This window comes from Corynebacterium sp. H127 (assembly GCF_037482665.1).
Taxonomy (GTDB): domain Bacteria; phylum Actinomycetota; class Actinomycetes; order Mycobacteriales; family Mycobacteriaceae; genus Corynebacterium.
Genome location: NZ_JBBHKY010000001.1, coordinates 449,351 through 470,429, shown reverse-complemented (window position 1 = coordinate 470,429; position 21,079 = coordinate 449,351). Strand labels below are relative to the sequence as shown.

Sequence of the window (21,079 nt, the reverse complement as noted above, 5' to 3'; positions counted from 1 at the left end):
TGTGGAACCAGCGGCGATTAGCGGGGAACTATTCAGCGGGTAAGGCCCGCTTCTGCCAGGGCGATGCTCCCGCCACCTTTGCGTTGATCAGACTTGCAATGAACAACCCCGTCACCATGATCGCAACGGAGGCGAGCTGGGCGCGTGCATCGGCATTGCTCAACATCAGGGCCGCCAGAACAGCGAGTGCGAGAATAGTTACCCAGGTGAGCACTGGGTAAGCCCACATCCGAACAGACAGCTGGTAGCAGCGCTCGAGTCGCGGGCGTAAACAAAGTTGGGAGACAGCGATGAACGCCCACACGATCAGTAGGGAAGCGCCAGCAGAGTTCAGCATAAAGGTCAGCAACCAGCCAGTGTCCACGAAGTTCAACGCGACCATCACCACGCTCAGGACGATAGAGAGGATGATAGCGGGCAGTGGGACGCCTTGGACTGAAGCGCGAGCAAACACCTTAGGGGCCTCGCCGCGGCGCGCCAAAGAGAAGAGCATTCGGGAACTAGCGAAGATCTGGGCGTTAAAGGCAGATAACAATGCGAGGACGATCACCACTTCCATGGCCGTCGCCACGCCCGGCAAGCCGGCGGTCTCCAGCACGCGGGTGAACGGACTGTCTGCGGCACCTTTAGCTTTGCCCAAGGATGCCCAAGGTAGCACAAAAGTGATCACCAGAACGGAACCGAGATAAAACGCTGAAATGCGCATGATTGTGCTTCGTACTGCACCGATGAGAGAACGTTCAGGATCTTCAGACTCCGCGGCTGCGATGGCCACGACCTCGATGCCGCCAAAGGCGAAAGCGACGGCGAGGATGGCCGTCGCTACGCCGCCGATGCCGTTCGGCATGAAGCCGTCCTGCAGGAAAACGCTCGTGCCCAGCGCGGCATGACCCGGCAACAGCCCAAAGATGAGCAGTGCGCCGATAACAAGGAAGGCGAGAATGACAAAAACCTTGATGAATGCAAACCAAAACTCGAATTCGCCAAAGGTTCCTACCCGCAGCAGATTGACCGCAGCGAAAAACACAACGAAAAGCAGCGCTGGCAGCCAAGGGGCGACATCAAACCAGCCACCGACAAATGTCGCAGCGCCGGTAAGTTCTGCACCGAGCACCGCTACGGTGGCCAGCCAATACAACCAGCCTTGAACGAATCCAGCCCAACGTCCGATGCCCATTTCCGCATACTCGGAGAAACTGCCTGAAGCCGGTACCACGGAGCCAATCTCGCCGAGCATCCGCATGATCAATACCGCGATCGTGCCGGCAAAAAGATACGCTACGAGCACTGCAGGCCCCGCTGCCTTAACTCCGACGCCGGTGCCGAGGAACAGCCCTGCGCCAATGGTGGAGCCGAGTCCCATCATGGTTAGGTGGCGGACTTTCAAGCCGGATCCTAAGTGGGTGGCCTCTTGGGACATAAGTTGCCTTCGCTTTCTTGCGTTAGAGATAACACACAAAGCCTAGTGTGGTCAGGTGCTAAGTGCGAAAGGGTCGGCCGCCAAAGATGCTGGCGCCGACCCTTTCAACTGGGAACTGAGAAGCTAGATCTTTCCCTTGTTCTTGGTGGTGAAGCTGAGGGCTACCAATGCGAGGGTAATCACGGAGACTGAGGTGATCTGGGCACGGGCCGATGCATCGAAAAGCATCAACGCAGTAAGCCCGAGGAGCAGCACCACGGTGAGCCAAGGCAAGAATGGAAAGCCCCACATGCGAACTGAAAGTTCACCATTGGCATCCATCTCGCGGTGCAACTTGATGTGGCTCAGTGAAATCATCACCCAAATCACGATCAGGCAGCCGCCCACGGCATTGAGGAGGAATTCCAGCAGGCCGGCTGGGTTCCAGTAATTCAGTGCCACGGAGAGGAAAGCGAAGACCATTGAGAGGAGGACCGAGTTGTTGGGCACTCTGGCGGAGTTTAGGCGAGCAAAGAAAGCGGGAGCATCGCCCTTGGTGGCCAATGAATAGACGAAACGCGAGGTGCCATAAATCTGGGCGTTGAAAGCCGACAGTAGGGCGAGCACGATCACTATCTCCATGATGGTGGCGACTGCCGGAATGCCGGCATCAGAAAGGATCAACGTGAACGGAGACTCGGCTGCAGACTCGGCGCCACCAATCCGATCAAAAGGCAAGAGGAAAGTGATAGCCAAAACAGAGCCCAGGTAGAACATGGAGATGCGCCAAATCACCGAACGTACCGCAGTTGCGATGGCCTCCGAAGGCTTTTCAGACTCGGCGGCGGCGATGGTGACGATTTCAATACCGCCGAACGCGAAAGCGACGGCGAGGAGGCCTGCCGCGACACCGGCAATGCCATTAGGCATGAAGCCGTGATCTCCGATGAAGTTCTTGGTGCCCACAAAGTCAGTTCCTGGCAGCAAGCCGAAGACCATGAGGAAAGAAATGATCAAGAATGCGATGATGACGAAGACCTTGATGAACGCGAACCAGAACTCAAATTCACCAAAGCCGCGGACGTTCACCAGGTTGACGAAAGCGAATAACACCACGCACGCAAGGGCGGGGATCCAGGGATCCACGCCAAACCAGCTGCCCATGATTGCGGCAGCGCCGGTCATCTCTGCGCCCATGACCATGATCAGCATGAACCAGTACAACCAGCCCAGTGTGAATCCGGCCCAGTGGCCGAACGCCATTTGAGCGTAGGTGGCAAAAGAACCAGAGGCGGGGCGGGCTGCCGCCATCTCTCCGAGCATTTGCATGACGAAGATGACGATGATGCCAGCGATGATATAGGCGAGAAGAATGGCAGGGCCAGCGAGCTGGATGCCGACGCCCGTTCCTAGAAATAGGCCGGCGCCGATGGCGGAGCCGAGACCCATCATCGTCAGGTGCCGAGTTTTCAGGCCCTGACCCAAGCTTGATTGTGTGCTATCCACGGATGTCATGGCTCAACTATTCCGTGCATGCATAACATTCACCAAGTCAATGCGAAAATCTGGTCCAGAAAATGGGACGACGCGTCCCATTTGCCCCAAAGTGGGGGTGAGGTGACGGCGATTTTATGCAGCGGGATCAATGCTGACCCGGCGGGCTACCGGTTCCGGATGGCCCGCTTCCTTGGTGACCGCCCAGCGATCCTGGCCCGCGATCGTCTTTGCAGGAGCCAAGGAGTCTGTGTCTGGGAAGTAGAGCAGAGTGTCGGGCTCCAACACGAGGTTCGTGCCGATATGGCAGTAGTCTCCCAAGTCTACTCCGATAACTCCGGAGGAGACGCCGAAAGAGCAGCTATCGCCGATGCGGAGGGGGAGCCGGAGACCATGTGGGTCTTGCAATCCCATCAGCACGGCGCTCAAGCCAATCTTGCAGTCTTTTCCCATAACCACGGAGGATGACAAGCGGCCCTCGATTTTTGACGGTCCGAGGCAGCCCGCGTTGAAAGAGACAAAACCCTCCCGTAGGACAGAGGTACCAGGTGCAAGGTAAGCGCCGAGGCGGACACGTTCTGCCTCGGCAATACGGATGCCAGATGGCACAACGTAATCGACCATGCGGGGGAGTCTGTCTACGGCATAGACGTGGATGAGGCCGCGCGAGCGCAGCGCCTGGCGAACATATTCGAAGTTCGTCGGCAAGCACGGTCCCTTATTCGTCCACACCACGGTGGAAAGCAAAGACAGGATATTGTTCATGTTCATCATGCCTGGCGTTACCTTGCGATGGGAGAGCAAGTGAAGCCGGAGATAGACATCGTGAGCATCTACGGGAGGCTCCGAAAGATCAGCGATTGTGGTTCGAACTGCCACCTGCTCTACCATGCGGTCTTCGTCCAACCCCACCAGAGAAAGCATCTGCGGGCTCAGATCTTGCGCGCCCAAGCGTACGGTTCCGGTTGGCGGCAGCGTCTCGGCTGTGCGCTCAACTAAAGCAGGTTCCGGGTACCACGTATCCAATACGGTGCCGTCCCCGGCGATATTAGCGATTCCGTCGGCTTGAGCACCCAAGATTGTCATATAGCCCAGTCTAAGGCTTGGCTGCGGATATCTCGCTTTCGCATCTGTCTCACCGACAAATTCCTACGCCGAGAACTTCGCAGGAGCTATTCGAAGGGCGAATCAGCAAGAAACCGACTAGCGTCGATAGAGCAGTACTTTCATAGTCGGCCAGTCCAGGAAGGTTTATCGTGGCTCCAAGCAGAACCCCAACGGAGGACAAACAGCGCATGCTTCGCGGCCCAGTCCTTCTACGCAATTCCGGTCCTCAAGAGAGCACAACCGACCAGCGTCTGTTGGACCACCAGCACAATCTTGACTGGTTGCACACTGATCCCTGGCGTGTGCTGCGCATCCAAAGTGAGTTTGTTGATGGCTTCGGCGCGCTAGCGGAGTTGCCTTTGGCCGTGACAGTGTTCGGTTCTGCCCGGATACATGAAGGCCATCCCTATTATGAACAGGGGCTCAAAATAGGCCAGGAGTTAGTCCAGGCGGGGTACGCAGTGATCACCGGCGGTGGCCCCGGACTGATGGAAGCCCCCAATCGCGGCGCCTCGGAGGCGGGCGGCCTGTCAGTCGGGCTCGGCATCGAGTTACCTCACGAGCAGCAACTCAACGACTGGGTCGATCTAGGGCTGAACTTCCGGTACTTCTTTGTCCGGAAGACGATGTTCCTGAAGTACTCCCAGGGCTTCGTGTGCCTACCAGGTGGCTTTGGCACCCTGGATGAGCTTTTTGAAGCACTGTGCATGGTGCAGACCGGAAAAATCACGAATTACCCAATCGTGTTGCTTGGCACGCAGTTCTGGTCCGGCCTCATCGATTGGTTGCAAGATCGCTTGGTTGCCGAGGGGATGATCGCGGCGAAGGATACGAAGCTCTTCATGGTCACAGACTCTGTCGACGAAGCAATCGAGTACATCGTGGCTAGCCACAAGCAGATCCGTAGCGAGGGGCGCCTGGCAACCGGTGACCGGCTGGACCCGTCCGAGGTAGCCGCGGGGCGTAGCGACGTCTAGCCCAATGCCAGCACTTCCTTCCAACTTCGCGCACACCGAATACCCCGAGCTCGCCGTGGTGATGGCTATTGTGAATCGCACCCCGGATTCCTTTTATGACAAGGGGGCCACCTTTGCCGAGGAAGCTGCGCTTGCAGCAGTTGCAGATGCGGTGGCGGCTGGGGCACAAATCATTGATATCGGCGGGGTCAAGGCCGGCCCAGGGGAGCACGTCGATGCTGCTGCCGAAATCGATAGGGTGGTGCCGCTCATCGCACAGGCACACCAGCATTTTCCGAATGTGACCCTTTCGGTGGATACCTGGCGCAGCGACGTTGCCGAACAGGCTATCGCTGCCGGAGCCACCCTCATCAATGACACCTGGGCCGGTCACGACCCCGAGCTACTCCACGTCGCTGGCCAACACCGAGTGGGCTACGTCTGTTCCCACACCGGTGGCGCAATCCCGCGCACGCGCCCGTATCGGGTGCATTATGACGATGTGGTAGCAGCAGTCATAGCGGAAACCACTGCACTAGCTGAACGCGCCGTAGCTGCTGGGGTGCCGGAGAATTCAATTCTGATTGACCCAACGCATGACTTCGGGAAAAACACCTTCCATGGCCTCGAACTCTTGCGCCGCGTGGATGAAATTGTTGCGACCGGGTGGCCAGTTTTAATGGCGCTGTCGAATAAAGACTTTGTCGGTGAAGCAGTGGGAAGGAGCGTCGAGCAGCGCGTCGCTGGAACTCTCGCCGCTACTGCCTGGGCTGCAGCCCGCGGAGTGGCGGCCTTTCGTGCGCATCACGTCGCAGAAACCGTCGACGTGATTCGCATGACCGGGGCGATCAGCGGAGCTGCGGCACCGGTGCAATGCGTGAGAGGTTTGGTGTGACGCTGAGTCGGACGAGCGTGATTATCCCGGCGCTCAATGAAGAAGACACAGTAGCCCGCGTGGTAACGCTGGCGCTCGCAGACAACCCACTCGAGGTTATCGTCATCGATTCTGAGTCGACGGATGACACTGCGCGCCGGGCTCGTGAAGCAGGAGCCCGTGTAGTGGATTGGCGGGAAGCGATGCCAATCCACTCGACTCGTCCGGGCAAAGGCGAGGCGCTATGGCGGGGCGTGCATGTAGCGCGCGGAGACTTCGTAGTATTCATCGATGCTGACCTGATTGAACCGCGGCCACATATCGTGCGCGACTTAATCCAACCGTTTCGGAACCCTGGGGTGCACCTGGTTAAAGCGCATTATCGACGCCCCCTCCACAGCAGCCCCACCGGTGGCGGTCGCGTAACTGAGCTGACCGCGAAGCCACTCCTGCGTGCGTTGTTTCCAGAGTTGGCGCAGATCAGGCAACCACTATCGGGTGAGTATGCATTGCGCACATCGGTGGCACGTACTTGCTACTTTGCCGCTGGTTATGGCGTGGAGATCGGACTACTCATTGATGTCTATCTCGCCTTTGGTGTTGCTGCGATTGCGCAGGTGGATCTCGGAGTACGCCGGCATCGGAATCGGCCATTAGCTGAACTCGCGCCGATGGCGGAGGTGGTTACGCGCACCGTCCTTGACCGAGTCCCGGGCATCTCGACGGTGGCGCGCGCTCAGGATCGTCCGCCACTTGCTACGCTTTCTTAAGAAAAGCGCGTACCTTTTTCGCATCTATAGGGGGTTCTGGCTGTGACCTGGCTGTTGTACATCATTGGGTTGGTGATCGTAGTTGCCCTGCTCTCCATTGTTTTTGGCAAGCTACTGGGGCGCGGCGAAGTCATGCCACCGTTGGTGGATACATTGCCACTGCAAGAGCTGAATCGTGATGCTATTTCCCATCACAATTTCGCAGCTGTGCGCTTTGACACTGTCATTCGCGGCTATCGCCAAGATCAGGTCGATGCCGTCATCACTCAGCTTGTTGCAGAGCTCGAGGAAGCACGCTCCGCACTGTAGCTGCAGCCAGGCGCGAAGAATTCGCCAACCCCAACTGTCTGATCCTGTTACCTGAGTACCCGAGGCACAGTGATGACCTGCCATTTTGCTGCATTTTCCTTTCGGTCGGCGCAGTTTTGGCCTAGACTGGTTGGTTAAGAACAACAGCATAAGAAAGGGAGCTGACGCATCGTGGCAGCTATGAAGCCAAGGACAGGTAACGGTCCGATGGAAGCAGTCGAAGAAGGCCGCAAGATTGTTATGCGCATCCCCACGGACGGTGGCGGACGACTCGTCGTGGAACTCAATAAGGAAGAAGCCGCAGAACTCGGCGCCTTGCTTGTCGACGTGTCTAGCTAACTAACCACCTACTAGCGGCGCTGCAATCACCAGATTGTGGCGTTCGTTTTCGTTTTAAGCACAAGGAGAATCGCCCATGCTGCAACACGTTATCGATGTCCTCGCAGACCCAGTTGATGGAACTCCGCTCGAGCTTGTCGACGACGGACACCGCATCACCGCAGCCTCTGGACACAGCTATGATGTCGCACGCCAAGGCTATGTCACCCTTGTCGGTGGCGGTGGGCTCAAACACGAGGGCGATGACGTCGCAATGGTGGCTGCCCGAGAAACTTTCCTCGGCCAAGGACACTTTGCCCCCTTCGTGGAGGCGGTTTCCGAACACGTTAACCACGCCTTAGAGCAAAGTGGTGTGAGCGAAGAGCAGCATCCAGTAATTGTGGAAATCGGTGCGGGTACGGGCTACTACCTAGCGCATGCCTTGGATGATGTTGCGGATGCACGTGGTGTCGGCATTGATATCTCCGTACCAGCGGCAAAAATGCTGGCAAAGTGCCACCCTCGGGTTGGGGCAGTGGTTGCCGATGCTTGGCAGCGGTTACCCATCAGAGACGAGTCCGTTGACATTGTGACCGTGATTTTCGCCCCGCGTAATCCGGCGGAGTTCGCCCGAGTCTTGAAGAAGGATGGGCAAGTTGTTGTGCTCACAGCGCACCCAGGTCACTTGGATGAACTTCGAGCACCGCTCGGCATTATTGGGGTAGCAGATGGCAAAGTAGAGCACCTCTTAGAAAAAGCAGAGGGGTACCTCGAGCGAATCGGGAACGACGAGGAAATCGAGTTCCCGATGGAACTGGATCGGGATTCGATCGCCGCCCAAATCGGGATGAGTCCGTCTGCCCGCCACATTCCCGCAGAAGTCCTAGCAGAACGGATTGCGGCGCTACCTGAGAAGATGACCGTCACGGCGAAAGCCCGGATTACGCGACTTCGCCGTAGCGCTCCATCAACTGACTAATCGATCGGGAAAATGGAGGACTGTTGCTCGATGACAGCACTTCCGTAGGCCGTTGCCCGGAACTCCACGATTCGGGACTCGGTGTAGACGCGGCTTGCCATGGTCATTGCTCCACCGTCGGCGAAAACTTCCACAGTCGAGCCGTCCACGATCACGGTAATCGCGTCCGTGTCTGAGGCGATCAGGGGGCCTTCAGCAACGTGATCGCCGGTGTGGTTCGGGTTCATCGAGCGATCCAGAGTCAAAATATCGCCCTGATGAGTTACGAGCGCAGCGACACGACCTTGGTCGTCGATAAGCTCGACGCGGACCTCAGCATCTATTTCAGAGGCATCAATGAGCGCGGTGAACATGCACGCCCGGTCAGACGATCGGATGGCAGCCGAAAGCCCTGCTGCCGGCGTTTGGTAGATCAGGCCGTTTTGTAGCGTGGTTTCTCGGGGGAGGGAAAGGCAATTCACCCAGCCTTCTTCCTTAAGGCTCAAGTGCGCACTCGGGTCATCAAAGCGGCCGATGCCATTCATCAAGCCGAAGATATTTGCGGTGGTGAAGTCCGGCGAATCCGAAGTGTCAGGCAGTGCAATATTGGTATTACGCGGGCGAGTGAAATCGTGGCCGAAGTCAAGTCGTGTGAAGGAAGTCGTCACCTTGAACGTGGTGCCGGTGAGCTGTCCTACCAAGTAACCCGAGATATCGATGCCTTCATGCTCAATAGTGACCAAGAGGATGTCATACACCACGCTATCCACCTCGTCCTGGAGGCGGATGATGCGGGGACTAACCAGCCGCTGTACAGCTTCGAGACCAGACGTGCCGTCGAAACTAAGAGGACCGCGAAGATTCCATTCACGGCGATCATAAGAATCAAGCACCATCAATCGTGGATGATCTTGGTCGCCACATACGGCGAGCATGAACCAACCTTTAAGCGGCTCACCGCTGACGGCGTCGTGGTCCCAACGTGCCACCACACTAGGGGAACGGAAATCTACGTATTCACCTTGGTCACCCACGACCTGTCCGATGCGACGCACATTTTTGTCCACGGAGAGCGCGTCGTCAGAAATATCGGCCAGGGTTTCATCGATGTCATCAATCGTGGCGACATGGATCGACGTGCCCTCGGGAGTAATCGAGGTGAAATAGAGCTCGACAGCACCACTACGGGTACCGATCACTGCCCCCGCGCGAACCTTTACTTCACCAGCTACCGGCGCGATGACATCATCGCAGATATCCCAATCAAAAGGCTGTTGATCTGAATATTGGTGTGCCCATCGCGCAGGGGAGTCTAAGGTTGGCTGGTACTGGTGGAATACATGCCAAGTGCCGTGGCTGCGCAAAACTCCTGCGGGAGCGTTAAGAACTCCCTGCTCGGGAGTGATGTGAAGTTCCGGACGATGGGTGAAGTAATTCATAGACTTTCCTTCTGCCAAGCAGCATGCCGTTAGCTCAAATGAGCCGGGCACGCTGCGCTAGCGAGGTCGGGCATATGGACACTTCCAGAGTACCGATTTTCCCTATGCCGGGGTGGTGCCCTCCGCGACTGGAATCGCCTGAGCAGCGGATTCACCACAAGAAACATCTTGCCGTGAGGTGGGTGGAGGAACTACCTCCGCGAACGTGTTCCAGTTTGATACCACCGCTGGGGCTGTCACTTCATAACCCGCGGCAGGGATGCCGGTGCTGCTGAAAGCGCAAGCGCGCCCGGGAATCCCCCGGGCGCGCTGCGATTTAAGGCGACCTGGCTACATCAACGACTGGTACACGTCAACGGTTTGCTGGGCGATAGTTGCCCAAGAGAAGTCTTGGACCGCACGCTGGCGACCAGCCTCACCCATCTTCTTGGCATGTTCGCGGTCAGCAACCATCTTGTTGACGCCTTCGGCGATGCCACGCTCGAAACCCGCCGCGTCGTTTTCGTCATAATGCACCAAGGTGCCGGTAGTGCCATCGACTACTACCTCCGGAATGCCGCCGACATCAGAGGCAACAACGGCAGTGCCACACGCCATGGCCTCAAGGTTTACGATGCCCAGTGGCTCGTAGATCGACGGGCACACGAAGGTATCTGCAGCGGTGAGAATCTCCTGGATCTTGTCCTTGGGCAGGAAGTCCTGCACCCAGAAAACGCCGTCGCGCTGTGCTTGGAGTTCCTCCACCAGCGCCTTGGTTTCCGCAGCAATCTCTGGGGTATCCGGAGCTCCGGCGCACAAGACGAGCTGCACACCGTCGTCGAAAAGCTTGGCGGCCTTGACTAGGTGGCCCACGCCCTTCTGGCGAGTAATGCGCCCAACGAATGCCACGATAGGCCGCGAAGGATCGACGCCTAGCTCGCTAAGCACGGAAGCCGGATTCTCAGCAAAAGTAGCGCGAGGCTGCCACAGTTCGGTGTCAATGCCGTTGAGAACGATGCGGACCTTATCTGGCTCAATACGCGGATAAGCATCGAGAATTGAATCTTTCATACGCGCTGACACGGCAATAACCGCATCTGCGTACTCCATTGCATTCTTCTCAGACCAAGAAGACACCTCGTAGCCGCCACCGAGCTGCTCCCGCTTCCATGGTCGGTGGGGTTCTAGGGAATGCGCAGTTGCTACATGCGGAATGTCATACAAGCGGGCAGCCAGGTGGCCGCCGAGGCCTGCGTACCACGTATGCGAGTGCACCACGTCCACATTGTTTGCCGCATGAGCCATCCGCAGTCCAGTCGAAAGAGTCTGGATCGAAGGATTAGCGTCCTGCAGCTCAGGATCCACGCCATGAACGTAAACGTTGGCTTCTTCACGCGGTGCACCCATGCAGTGCACATCAACGTCAGTGATTTCGCGCATGTAGCGGGTGAGCTCCGCAATGTGCACACCAGCGCCACCATAGATCTCGGGCGGGTATTCCTTGGTCATCATTCCAACTCGCATACTTCCGAATGTAGCCATTCCCGTGCGTGGGCGCAGACCATGTGGGAAAACGACGAGCGGGTGGTGCCAAACGGGGGCGGAAAACAGTCATTGGAAGTTAAGAATTGCTTGCTGTTTATTGGAAAACCGCAGGCAGTTGTGGGGATGACAGTAAAGCGGGATAAAAACATTCACGTGGCTCTGCGCAGCGACTCATTTCCGATTACGTTGGAAGATGTGAGAACTCAACCACATGTCCTAGCAATCGTTCTCGCTGGTGGCGAGGGCAAACGTCTATTTCCGCTGACGGCAGACCGCGCTAAGCCGGCGGTGCCATTCGGCGGCACATACCGCCTAATTGACTTTGTGCTGTCCAACTTGGTCAACGCCGGATTCATGCAGATCTGCGTGCTGACCCAGTACAAGTCGCATTCCCTGGACCGGCACATTTCCCAGTCGTGGCAGCTATCCGGCCTCACTGGGCAGTACATCACTCCGGTTCCTGCTCAGCAGCGCCTGGGCAAGCGGTGGTACACCGGTTCTGCCGATGCCATCCTGCAGTCCCTCAACCTCATCTACGATGAGAACCCTGACTACGTGATCGTTTTTGGCGCAGACCACGTTTACCGCATGGATCCCCGCCAGATGCTGGATGATCACATTAAGTCCGGTAAGTCGGTGACGGTTGCGGGCATTCGCGTTCCGCGTGAGGAAGCAACGGCCTTTGGATGTATCCAATCCGATGCAGACGGCAACATCACTGAGTTCTTGGAAAAGCCGGCAGACCCGCCGGGCACGCCCGATGACCCTGCGGTGACCTATGCCTCGATGGGCAATTACATCTTCACCACGGATGCACTGATCGCGGCATTGACTGCCGATGAGCTCAACGATGACTCCGATCATGACATGGGCGGGGATATCATCCCTTACTTCGTGGACAAGGGGGAAGCGCACGTCTATGACTTCTCTGCCAATGACGTTCCCGGAAGTACGGAGCGGGACAACGGCTACTGGCGTGACGTCGGTACCATCGATGCCTTCTATGAAGCCCACATGGATCTCATTTCCGTGCTACCAGTGTTCAACCTGTACAACCGACGTTGGCCGATCCATTCCACAGAGGATGGAAATTTCCCGCCAGCAAAGTTTGTGCAAGGCGGCATAGCTCAATCCTCGATGGTGGCATCCGGCTGCATCATTTCCGGTGGCACTGTACGCAACTCTGTGTTGTCCAACAACGTGGTGGTAGAAGAAGGCGCAACCGTTGAAGGCGCAGTTCTCATGCCAGGTGTCCGGGTGAGCAAGGGGGCCGTAGTGCGCCATGCAATCCTCGATAAGAACGTGGTGGTCTCCGAAGGAGAATTCATCGGCGTGGACCACGAGCGCGATGCCTCCCGCTTCACCATCTCCGCTGGCGGCGTGGTATGCGTAGGGAAGAATCAGCGCGTATAAAGCTAGGATAGTAACGTAAAAGCCGCGACCTGAATGGTCGCGGCTTTTGTTATGTCGCAGTCAATCTACCTGTGGCAGTAAGCTATTCAGCTTTGTGGACGATAGTTATTCCGGCGCCAAGTGGTAGCCGAGTTACCAGTGTCTCGGGGAGATCCCGTAGATAAGCATCCATGTCGCGGGCTGCTGCTGTATCCCGGTCGGTCCGGCTGGTGTCAGATACCGTGCCGTCGAGAAGCGAATCAGCCAGCACCAATACCCCTCCCGCAGAGAGCAGCGGCCAGGCAGAATCGAAGAATGCCCGCTGATCAACTGGTGCAACGTCGCCGTACACCAGCTGATAGGAATCGTTGGCCAGGCGGCCCATAACCTCGAGTGGACGAGAGGGGAGGAAGCGATACTTTGCGGGACGGTAGCCTGCTTCCTGGAAACACGCCTTCGCCTGGCGTTGATGCTCAGACTCGGGGTCGATACACGTCAAGTGTCCCTTTTCGCCAAGGCCTTTGAGCAGGTATAGGCCAACAACTCCAGCGGCAGGGGTAACGGCGATAGCGCCAGCGGCTGCAGGGGTGCTGGCGCCCGCTGCCAAGGTGGATAGGAGGGAACCCGTAATCGCATCTGGAATGCGCAAATGAAACTCCTCCGCGTGCTGCAACGCAGTCTCCAAGGCAGGAGAAGTCTCAGTGGTGTCGATGATGTAGGAACGTAGGGCTTCCAGGGCAGTATCAGTCACAAAGCTCAGTTTAGGTCGCTTCCTAGCCAAGGTGGTTGATTTGCGTGCCGTATCGTCGCAAGTTGTGACTGGTGGGCAAGTTGAGATCAATGAGGGAACGTTATCAAGAAGTAACTAGTTACTCAGCTAGTTTTAGGGCAAAGTGGAACAAAGTCTCACCCGCTACAGTTATACATAGTGTTGAGCGCACCGCGGTGAGCTAGCTACAGAAGGCTAGCGAAAGTAAAAGTGGTGCTGAGACAGAAAGATCAGGCACAATACCCTTATGAGTCCATTTGAGTCCACATATGCGCTCGAGCCAGCAGCTGTTGGCCCTGAAGATGCAGTTTTGGGCGAGGAGACAGCACCCCTGACGGGGACTGCAGCCTTCGACGCTGGCCACGCGGATATGCCGACGTGGGCGGAACTCGTGGCGGAGCACGCAGACAGTGTGTACCGCCTGGCGTATCGTCTTTCAGGAAACCAGCACGATGCTGAGGACCTCACGCAAGAAACCTTTATGCGGGTGTTTCGTTCCTTGAAGAACTACCAGCCGGGCACTTTTGAAGGCTGGCTGCACCGCATCACTACCAATCTTTTCTTGGACATGGTGCGCCATCGCAGCAAGATTCGAATGGAAGCTTTGCCAGAGGACTATGACCGCGTTCCGGGAACCGATCTCACCCCAGAGCAGGCATACTCGGTGTCTAACTTGGACCCAGTATTGCAGGAAGCCCTCGATCTACTCAGCCCAGAGTTTCGCGTAGCCGTGGTGCTCTGTGACGTATTGGGGCTGTCTTATGACGAAATCGCCGATACGCTGGGTGTGAAATTGGGAACAGTTCGCTCCCGGATTCACCGTGGACGTTCTCAGATCAGGACATATTTGGAAGCCGCGGCTAAGACGAATGAAGCAGCGCAGCTCCTTCTCCCCACAAGAGGTTAGGCTGGGAAGTACTTGCCAGTAGACCATTCAGAGTGAGGAAGGAGGCGACAACGCAGCATGATTTCCATTCCCCATGGACTTCCCAAAAGGAGTAAGCGCGGGCATCGCGAATTCGCCTCGGTCGAACACCTCAGTTCTGAAGCAGTAGCTGGCTTTGTGGACAATGAGTTGAGCTCCACAGCGATGAACCGTGCCCGCATTCATTTGGTGCACTGTGTAGAGTGTCGCGCCGAGGTCAACCAGCAACGACGCGCATCCGAACAGCTACGCAAGGCTGCCGAGGAAGATATCTCTGTACCTTCGACGCTGATGGCTAAGCTGACATCAATTGCGCAGTCTTGCCCAGAGGGGCCCGATGCACAAGAAGTAGCGCACCCTAAAGGGGAAACACTGATTGATCGTGTTGAGGTGTTCTACCGTGCCGTGCGTCGAAATCAAGGTAAATAGCGCGCAGCCGCTGGGCGTGCACGACAACCTCCGCAAAGCAGACTAGAGTAGGAACAGTGTTTAGCGATGTAGGTTGGGGCGAAATCTTCGTCATTTTTGTGGTCGGGCTTATCATCATTGGTCCCGAGCGACTCCCGAAGGTCATTACGGATGTCCGAGCTGCGCTGAATGCTGCCCGGGCCGCCATTAATAATGCGAAAGCTGACCTCAGCGATGAGTTTGGATCGGAGTTTGATGACTTCCGGAAACCCGTTGCGGAGCTAGCCACCTTGACCAAATTGGGGCCGCGAGCTGCGCTGACCAAGACGCTTCTCGACGGCGATGACTCCATTTTCGACGCCTTCGACCCCAAGAAGATCATGTCTGAAGAGGATACGGCCGGACGCACTGAACGCGCTCGAGCTGAGTTGTATGACACTGACCCTGCCACCACGACGTCGCCGGAAACCAATAAGGTAGAACGCCCAGACACTCCGAAGGACGACCGGAAAGATCCGCCAGCTAGCGCCGGATTTTCCTGGGCAGACATCACCTAACCACAAAAATTACGTCGTTTGAGTTGGGTGCTCAAACTGCACTGAAAGCAAATTCGCCTGCATGGGATCCACAATGCAGGCGAATTTGCTTTTAAGTTGCGCCGCTACTCGGCGGTGACCCCCAGGCCGAGGGGTTTGCCTGCGAGGGATTCGCGACGTACCTGTAGCGCCTCCGCAATCGCGAAGATGGCTTTCGCGGTAGGGGAGTCTGGTGCAGAGACTACTACTGGGTCTCCGCTATCGCCGCCCACGCGTAGCGCGGGATCTAGCGGAACCTGACCAAGCAAAGGGACATCCGAGCCGGTCAAAGTGGACAACCGTTCTGCCACCTGTTCGCCTCCGCCACTGCCGAACACATCCATGGTGGATCCGTCGGGGAGCACCATAGCCCCCATATTTTCGATGACGCCTGCCACCTTCTGGTGAGTCTGCAGGGAGGCTGTGCCTGCCCGTTCGGCTACTTCGGCGGCTGCGACCTGCGGAGTAGTTACTACGAGCAACTCAGCTGATGGTAGGAGCTGGCCTACGGCGATAGCGACGTCGCCTGTACCTGGCGGCAAGTCGAGCAGCAAGATATCAAGATCGCCCCAGAAGACGTCGGCGAGGAACTGCTGGATGGCCCGTTGTAGCATAGGGCCACGCCACATCACAGGGGCGTTGCCTTCGGTGAAGTGCGCGATGGAGATCATCTTTACGCCGTGTGCCTGGACCGGCATGATCATGTCGTCGACAGCGGTGGGGCGCTCAGTCGTGCCAAAAAGGCCAGGGATCGAGTGCCCGTAGATGTCGGCATCCAGCACACCTACCTGCAGGCCGCGCTGCGCCAATGCGACCGCGAGATTCGCCGTCATTGAGGACTTGCCCACGCCGCCCTTGCCGGAGGCAACGGCGAACACCCGCGTCGTGGACGTAGGCTTTGCGAATGGAATTTCTGGGGTGTCAGCGTGCCCGCGTAGTGAAGTGCGCAGCTCACGCCGTTGTTCATCACTCATCACGTCAGTGCTGACGCGTACGGCACCGATCCCTTCGATGTCCTTGATAGCGGCTTCTGCGTTGTTCACAATCGTCGTCTTCATAGGACAGCCAGCGATGGTGAGATAGATTTCCACTGCAACATCGTTGCCATCGACAGTGATTGATTTCACCATGCCGAGCTCAGTAATTGGTTTCCCGATTTCGGGATCGTCGACGCGGGCGAGGGCCTCGCGGACTTTAGATTCAGCAATCGTTGTACTCACGGAGCCCATCGTACCGCGCGCGGTTACTCGTCCGAACTTGCGTCTGAGGACTTTTCTGCCACATCGCCATGGCGGGGCTCGGAGAGTTCGGAACCATCGGTAAGTGCGGCATCGTGGTCACGCGCGATTCGAGCTGCAGACTCATCATCAAGTTTGGCTTCAATGCGCTCGAGCACGCTGCCGAGTTCCTCCAACTCTCGTCTTAAGTAGTCGCGTGTGACATTGTCACCAATCGCGATGCGAACGCTTGCGAGTTCACGCGTGAGGAACTCAGTATCAGCTTTCGTTTCTTCTGCACGTCGCCGATCTTCCGCAAGAACTAAGCGGTCGCGGTCTTCTTGGCGGTTCTGCGCCAGCAGAATCAACGGTGCTGCATAGGCAGCTTGGGTGGAAAAAGCTAGGTTGAGCAGAATAAACGGGTAGGGATCCCAACTCCATGCCCAACCACCAATGTTGAGTGCGATCCAGATAATGACAAAAATCGTTTGCCAGAACAGATACTCACCGGTGCCGAAAAGTCGAGCGACTTTTTCGGCGAAGGCGCCCACAGCGTCCGCATCAACGCGCAGGAGACTCCGGCGCTGGCCGACGGCTGGGGTGTCTAGTGTCGCGCGCTTATCAGCCACGGGAGGCCTCCTTTACTGCTGTACAGCGGTGGTCGATTCGGAAGAATGTGGGTCTGGTCGCAAACCTACTTCGCGCCAGTCTTCGGGCAGAAGGTGGTCGAGGAGGTCGTCCACGGCGACTGCGCCGAGCAAGTGTTTGTCGTCGTCAAGCACGGGGCCACAGACAAGGTTATACATCGCAAAGTAGCGCGCCGCAGTTTCCTGGGTGTCGTTGGCATAAAGCGGAGGCAGGTCCGGATCTAGAATGCCACCGATGAGTGAACTGGGGGGTTCTCTTAGTAGTTTCTGCAGGTGGACGCAGCCCAGGTACTTGCCGGTTGGGGTGGCTGTTGGCGGCCGGCAGACGAAAATCAATGAGCTGAGGCTGGTGGGCAAATCCGGGTGCCGAGCCATAGCCAGGGCCTCCGCCACCGTCGTTTGTGGGGTGAGGATTAGCGGCTCTGGTGTCATCAGGGCGCCTACGGTGTCGGGGGAGAAAGTCATCAGCCTACGAACAGGAGCCGACTCCTCAGGATCCATCAACTCCAGCAGGACATCTGCTTTAGCATCTGGCAGCTCGCCGAGCAGGTCGGCAGCATCATCCGGGTCCATCTCTTCCAAAATGTCTGCTGCGCGCTCAATGTCCAAGGACTCAATGATCTCTGCTTGGTGATCGTCCGGCATCTCTTGGATGATGTCGGCGAGGCGTTCGTCATCGAGTTCCTCAGCCACTTGATGCCGCTGCAGCGTAGGCATCTCATGCATGACCGTAGCGATGTCCGCTGGGCGCATGTCGTCGAAAGAGGCGATAATCTGCGCGGTAGCATCGGTGGAACCTAGGCCACCCGCAGTCACTCCCAACACATGAGACCACGGAACTACATGCAGGTCGGCTCGACGGCCAAACTTTGGACGCTCGCCAAAGACTGCGAGTCTAGAGATGACCCAGTCCCGCGTGCGCGTGCGCTCCAACTCCACGTCCGCGATTTCCACCGGCTTGCCATGCAGTTGTGGAAGCTCTGGATCATCAATATGAACTTTTGCCCCGATGAGGTCGTTCAAAACGGTGGATTCACCGGAGCGCGGCTTGAACTGGCGCATGGATACCGAACCGGTGGCCAAGGTGATGTCCGCTGGGGCAATATCGGCCACCCGCAACAATGGCACGAAGATGCGCCTTTTGTTGGTCATCTCCACCACCAAGCCGAGGGCGCGGGAGAGATGTGAGGTGGGCCGGATGCTGACCACCACGTCGCGTACCCTGCCGATCGCTTCGGCATCGGGGCCACGGACGATCATTCCATTCAGGCGGCCAGCGTACACGCGGGTAGTAGTGCTCATAACGTGCCATTCTACTTCAGTGCGGCACTGGGGTTGCTTCTTAAGAAGTGGAACCAAAGCCAGGCATTAGGCGTTGTTCCGATGAAGCACAATAAACCCCTGAAGGAATAAACGATGACTACCGCTGGCCCCACACCACTCGATCCCCGCCCGTTGCCGACCGGCTGGCCCGTCGGCAGCTTCACTTCCTACGTGGAAGCCCAAGCGGCCGTGGACATGCTTTCAGATAAGGGTGATTTTCCGGTTAGTGAGCTCACTATCGTAGGCGTCAACCTCATGGAAGTAGAGCGCGTAGTCGGGCGGTTGACATGGAGCCGAGTTCTTGCCGGAGGCGCAGCTTCGGGCGCGTGGATGGGCGTGTTCTTCGGTCTACTCATCGGCTTGTTCAACGACGCATGGCTCGCACCGCTGATTGTTGGCATCATCATGGGCGTGGTCTTTGGCGTAGTCTCTGCTGCCGTTAGTTATGCCAGCACTCAGGGAAAACGAGACTTTAGTTCCCGAACCCAAATTGTGGCGGGGCGTTATGACGTCCTGTGTTCCCCTGAACACGCCCGCGTCGCGCGAGATGTCATCGCCCGCGCGAACCTAGGTGGAAAGCTAGCCGAGTAACTAGAGCCACTTGTTCTTCTTGAAGAACGCCCACATGAATAAAACAGACAGCAACATCAAACCCAGGACGATGAAGTATCCGTACTGGGTCTTCAGTTCTGGCATGTTCTCAAAATTCATGCCATAAATGCCGGCGATCATCGTCGGGACCGCGGCCATACCAACTATGGCGGACAGGCGACGCATATCTGCGTTTTGCTGAATAGATACCTTTGCCACACCCGCGTTAATCAGCGAAGACAGCCGCTCGTCGTGCGAGGCGATGTGATCCATGGCAGCAATTTCATGGTCCAGCACGTCCACGAAGTAGCTACTGATCTGTTCGGAAAGCAACCCGTGTTGGTTTGCGGTCAACGTACGTAGTGCTGGTGCCAGGGGGTCGATGGCATGACGCATCTCTAGGATCTCTCGCTTGAGACGGTAGATCTGTTCAATGTCGAAACTGGAGTCGGGGGAGAAGACCTCGTTCTCCAACTCGTCGACGTCGTTGGAAAGCAGTCGGGCGATGCGGATGTAGTCGTCGACAAGCACGTCCGCAATCAGCCAAGCCACGGCAGAGGGTCCCAGCGCACACTGTTCAGGGTCGCGCTCCAGGCGTTTCTTGAGTCCAGTGATTGTGGACTGTTCACCGTGGCGAACAGTGATAATGAAATCAGGGCCCACAATCATCTGGACCTCGCCAGTTTCGATAATCTCTTTGGCGTTATTAACCATCGCGTCATCGGTGTACTTCACGTTGCGGATGACAAAGAAGAACTGGTCACCGTAGCGTTCCACCTTAGGGCGCTGCCGAGCGCCGACGGCATCCTCAACTATCAAATCGTGGACATCGTAGGCTTGAGAGATTGACACCATCTGGTGTTGGTCCGGCTCGTAGAGTCCCAGCCACACGTAGCCCTCACCAGTACGGCGAACCTCCTCCAACGCTTCGCGGTAGTTGAACGCGCCGCGTACGGGCTTGCCATCGCGATAGACCACACAGCGTTCGATCGCTCTTTCTGCCGGTATCCGCAACCTGCTCAGTGCTTCGGGGGACTCCGATAGCGGCACCGCTAGTGAGCGTGGCCGTTTGGACAGCGGGAAATTATTCGCCATAAAATTCCCTTTCCCCTGACCCAGTGGGTCAAGCGCGATGTGAAACTGCGACTAAAAACAAGAAGACTTTACAACTCTAGGCCACCAAGTGGTCAAGTGACAGCAGCGCGCAATTGCCGAAAGAATTGTGAAAGCAACTGATTCTCGTAAGATGTAGACCTAGTCAATCTTCCCACCCTTCGGAGTGAACAAACAATGCAACAGCCGAGCAGCACCTCCTTAAGTGGCATCATGCCGCTGCGTCAATGGCTGACATTCGGATTAGCAGCGTTGGTGCTGCTGGGGAGTACTGTGACTGGGGGCACGCCCCAGCCTTCCGCTAGGCCACGCGAAGCAGAAACAGATTCGATCACTGTTTCCATCAACGGTGACCGATACCAACAAAAGGCCTTGGGGGAGGTAGTTACCGGGGCCTTTGTGCGCAGTGGCAAGGAAGCATACCTGGAATCAGAAACCGCTTCTGATAGAAAACCGCGCCTCGAGCGTCTCCAAAGCGGAGATGCCGACCTAGTGCTCGGCTGCACTGGGGAGCTGCTGTTCTACCTCGATCCCGCACTGGCGCAGGAGCTGTCAGCGCAGTATCAGCGCGATAAGGAAAAGGGACTTGATCCCAACGATGGCACGTGGCGCGATAAGGTCTACCAGGCGATGGTCGGGTCACTACCTAACACGATGATGGCTACCGACCCTTCGAACGCCACTGGTTGCAATGGCTACGATGGCCCAGAGTTGCCGCAGAATGTTGTGCCAGTATTTCGGGAGACTGCGCTGCAACGTCGGGATCGACTCACACTCAATCAGATCTCCGGTGGTATCACCACCAAAGACCTTGATGAGCTGTTTGCAGGGCCGCGTGATGACGATGCTACGAAGGAGCGGGCGCAGAAGCTGCTCTCCAAGCTTGATTTTTAACTCCAGAATCACAAGTCCAGACCCATAAGTGCGCGGGCGCTTGGCTGGGGAGAGCCATCTGTAGCAGCCATGGGCCT

22 protein-coding genes are annotated in these 21,079 nt (G+C 57.1%); 12 read left to right on the top strand and 10 right to left on the bottom strand.

What is annotated here, in order from left to right:
* Window positions 1–28: 28 nt before the first annotated feature.
* From WG936_RS02240 to WG936_RS02230, 3 genes are all read right to left on the bottom strand, one after another.
* Window positions 29–1,420, bottom strand: coding sequence for an amino acid permease (locus WG936_RS02240; protein WP_339563770.1), 1,392 nt, complete (start codon window positions 1,418–1,420; stop codon window positions 29–31).
* 123 nt (window positions 1,421–1,543) lie between these two features.
* A complete protein-coding gene (locus tag WG936_RS02235) occupies window positions 1,544–2,905 on the bottom strand; it encodes an amino acid permease (RefSeq protein ID WP_445227771.1) in 1,362 nt (453 codons plus the stop codon).
* 123 nt (window positions 2,906–3,028) lie between these two features.
* Window positions 3,029–3,979: a DapH/DapD/GlmU-related protein gene (locus tag WG936_RS02230; RefSeq protein ID WP_339571994.1), complete on the bottom strand. Its 951-nt coding sequence runs from the start codon at window positions 3,977–3,979 to the stop codon at window positions 3,029–3,031.
* 170 nt (window positions 3,980–4,149) lie between these two features.
* On the opposite strand from WG936_RS02230, the gene WG936_RS02225 reads away from it, so the two are divergent.
* The 6 genes from WG936_RS02225 to WG936_RS02200 all read left to right on the top strand — a co-directional run bounded on the left by WG936_RS02225 (window position 4,150) and on the right by WG936_RS02200 (window position 8,206).
* Window positions 4,150–4,977 (top strand): LOG family protein, encoded by an 828-nt coding sequence (locus WG936_RS02225; protein ID WP_339563767.1) that lies wholly within the window; start codon window positions 4,150–4,152, stop codon window positions 4,975–4,977.
* Between the two features lie 4 nt (window positions 4,978–4,981).
* Entirely contained in the window at window positions 4,982–5,851 is an 870-nt protein-coding gene (folP, locus tag WG936_RS02220; protein ID WP_339563766.1) for a dihydropteroate synthase, read from the top strand.
* A complete protein-coding gene (locus tag WG936_RS02215; RefSeq protein WP_339571993.1) occupies window positions 5,830–6,600 on the top strand; it encodes a glucosyl-3-phosphoglycerate synthase in 771 nt (256 codons plus the stop codon). Before folP ends, WG936_RS02215 begins: the two co-directional genes overlap by 22 nt.
* A gap of 42 nt (window positions 6,601–6,642) precedes the next feature.
* Complete coding sequence (locus WG936_RS02210) at window positions 6,643–6,909, top strand: DivIVA domain-containing protein (RefSeq protein WP_339571992.1); 267 nt, start codon at window positions 6,643–6,645, stop codon at window positions 6,907–6,909.
* Between the two features lie 171 nt (window positions 6,910–7,080).
* Complete coding sequence (locus WG936_RS02205) at window positions 7,081–7,248, top strand: DUF3117 domain-containing protein (protein ID WP_339563763.1); 168 nt, start codon at window positions 7,081–7,083, stop codon at window positions 7,246–7,248.
* Between the two features lie 76 nt (window positions 7,249–7,324).
* The gene (locus tag WG936_RS02200) at window positions 7,325–8,206 is read left to right on the top strand and encodes a methyltransferase domain-containing protein (RefSeq protein WP_339563762.1); all 882 of its coding nucleotides are present in this window, start codon (window positions 7,325–7,327) and stop codon (window positions 8,204–8,206) included.
* Here the strand turns inward: WG936_RS02200 and WG936_RS02195 are convergent.
* On the bottom strand, window positions 8,203–9,624 hold the full coding sequence (locus WG936_RS02195) for a GH32 C-terminal domain-containing protein (RefSeq protein WP_339571991.1): 1,422 nt from the start codon (window positions 9,622–9,624) through the stop codon (window positions 8,203–8,205). The two genes, WG936_RS02200 and WG936_RS02195, sit on opposite strands and share 4 nt — an antisense overlap.
* A 330-nt stretch (window positions 9,625–9,954) precedes the next feature.
* Window positions 9,955–11,127 (bottom strand): glycogen synthase, encoded by a 1,173-nt coding sequence (glgA, locus tag WG936_RS02190; protein ID WP_339571990.1) that lies wholly within the window; start codon window positions 11,125–11,127, stop codon window positions 9,955–9,957.
* A gap of 216 nt (window positions 11,128–11,343) precedes the next feature.
* Here glgA and glgC point away from each other — a divergent pair, with 216 nt between their 5' ends.
* Entirely contained in the window at window positions 11,344–12,561 is a 1,218-nt protein-coding gene (gene glgC / locus WG936_RS02185) for a glucose-1-phosphate adenylyltransferase (protein ID WP_339563759.1), read from the top strand.
* A gap of 82 nt (window positions 12,562–12,643) precedes the next feature.
* On the opposite strand, the gene WG936_RS02180 is transcribed toward glgC, so the two are convergent.
* Window positions 12,644–13,291: an O-methyltransferase gene (locus WG936_RS02180; protein ID WP_445227919.1), complete on the bottom strand. Its 648-nt coding sequence runs from the start codon at window positions 13,289–13,291 to the stop codon at window positions 12,644–12,646.
* A gap of 265 nt (window positions 13,292–13,556) precedes the next feature.
* On the opposite strand from WG936_RS02180, the gene sigE reads away from it, so the two are divergent.
* Genes sigE through tatB form a run of 3 tightly spaced genes read left to right on the top strand, consistent with a single transcriptional unit; the run spans window position 13,557 to window position 15,199 of the window.
* Complete coding sequence (gene sigE, locus WG936_RS02175) at window positions 13,557–14,216, top strand: RNA polymerase sigma factor SigE (RefSeq protein WP_339571989.1); 660 nt, start codon at window positions 13,557–13,559, stop codon at window positions 14,214–14,216.
* A gap of 57 nt (window positions 14,217–14,273) precedes the next feature.
* A complete protein-coding gene (locus tag WG936_RS02170) occupies window positions 14,274–14,663 on the top strand; it encodes an anti-sigma factor family protein (protein WP_339563757.1) in 390 nt (129 codons plus the stop codon).
* A gap of 56 nt (window positions 14,664–14,719) precedes the next feature.
* Complete coding sequence (tatB, locus tag WG936_RS02165) at window positions 14,720–15,199, top strand: Sec-independent protein translocase protein TatB (protein WP_339563756.1); 480 nt, start codon at window positions 14,720–14,722, stop codon at window positions 15,197–15,199.
* A 104-nt stretch (window positions 15,200–15,303) separates the two neighbouring features.
* On the opposite strand, the gene WG936_RS02160 is transcribed toward tatB, so the two are convergent.
* From WG936_RS02160 to WG936_RS02150, 3 genes are read right to left on the bottom strand one after another with little or no spacing between them, the layout of a single operon-like run.
* Window positions 15,304–16,437: an Mrp/NBP35 family ATP-binding protein gene (locus tag WG936_RS02160; RefSeq protein WP_339571988.1), complete on the bottom strand. Its 1,134-nt coding sequence runs from the start codon at window positions 16,435–16,437 to the stop codon at window positions 15,304–15,306.
* Window positions 16,438–16,460: 23 nt separating this feature from the next.
* Complete coding sequence (locus WG936_RS02155; protein ID WP_339563754.1) at window positions 16,461–17,063, bottom strand: DUF1003 domain-containing protein; 603 nt, start codon at window positions 17,061–17,063, stop codon at window positions 16,461–16,463.
* Window positions 17,064–17,075: 12 nt separating this feature from the next.
* Window positions 17,076–18,383, bottom strand: coding sequence for a magnesium transporter MgtE N-terminal domain-containing protein (locus WG936_RS02150; protein WP_339571987.1), 1,308 nt, complete (start codon window positions 18,381–18,383; stop codon window positions 17,076–17,078).
* A gap of 114 nt (window positions 18,384–18,497) precedes the next feature.
* On the opposite strand from WG936_RS02150, the gene WG936_RS02145 reads away from it, so the two are divergent.
* Window positions 18,498–18,995 (top strand): general stress protein, encoded by a 498-nt coding sequence (locus WG936_RS02145; RefSeq protein WP_339563752.1) that lies wholly within the window; start codon window positions 18,498–18,500, stop codon window positions 18,993–18,995.
* On the opposite strand, the gene corA is transcribed toward WG936_RS02145, so the two are convergent.
* The gene (gene corA / locus WG936_RS02140; protein WP_339563751.1) at window positions 18,996–20,090 is read right to left on the bottom strand and encodes a magnesium/cobalt transporter CorA; all 1,095 of its coding nucleotides are present in this window, start codon (window positions 20,088–20,090) and stop codon (window positions 18,996–18,998) included.
* Between the two features lie 195 nt (window positions 20,091–20,285).
* Between corA and WG936_RS02135 the strand changes: the two genes are divergently transcribed.
* On the top strand, window positions 20,286–21,002 hold the full coding sequence (locus WG936_RS02135) for a hypothetical protein (RefSeq protein WP_339563750.1): 717 nt from the start codon (window positions 20,286–20,288) through the stop codon (window positions 21,000–21,002).
* Window positions 21,003–21,079: the final 77 nt, after the last annotated feature.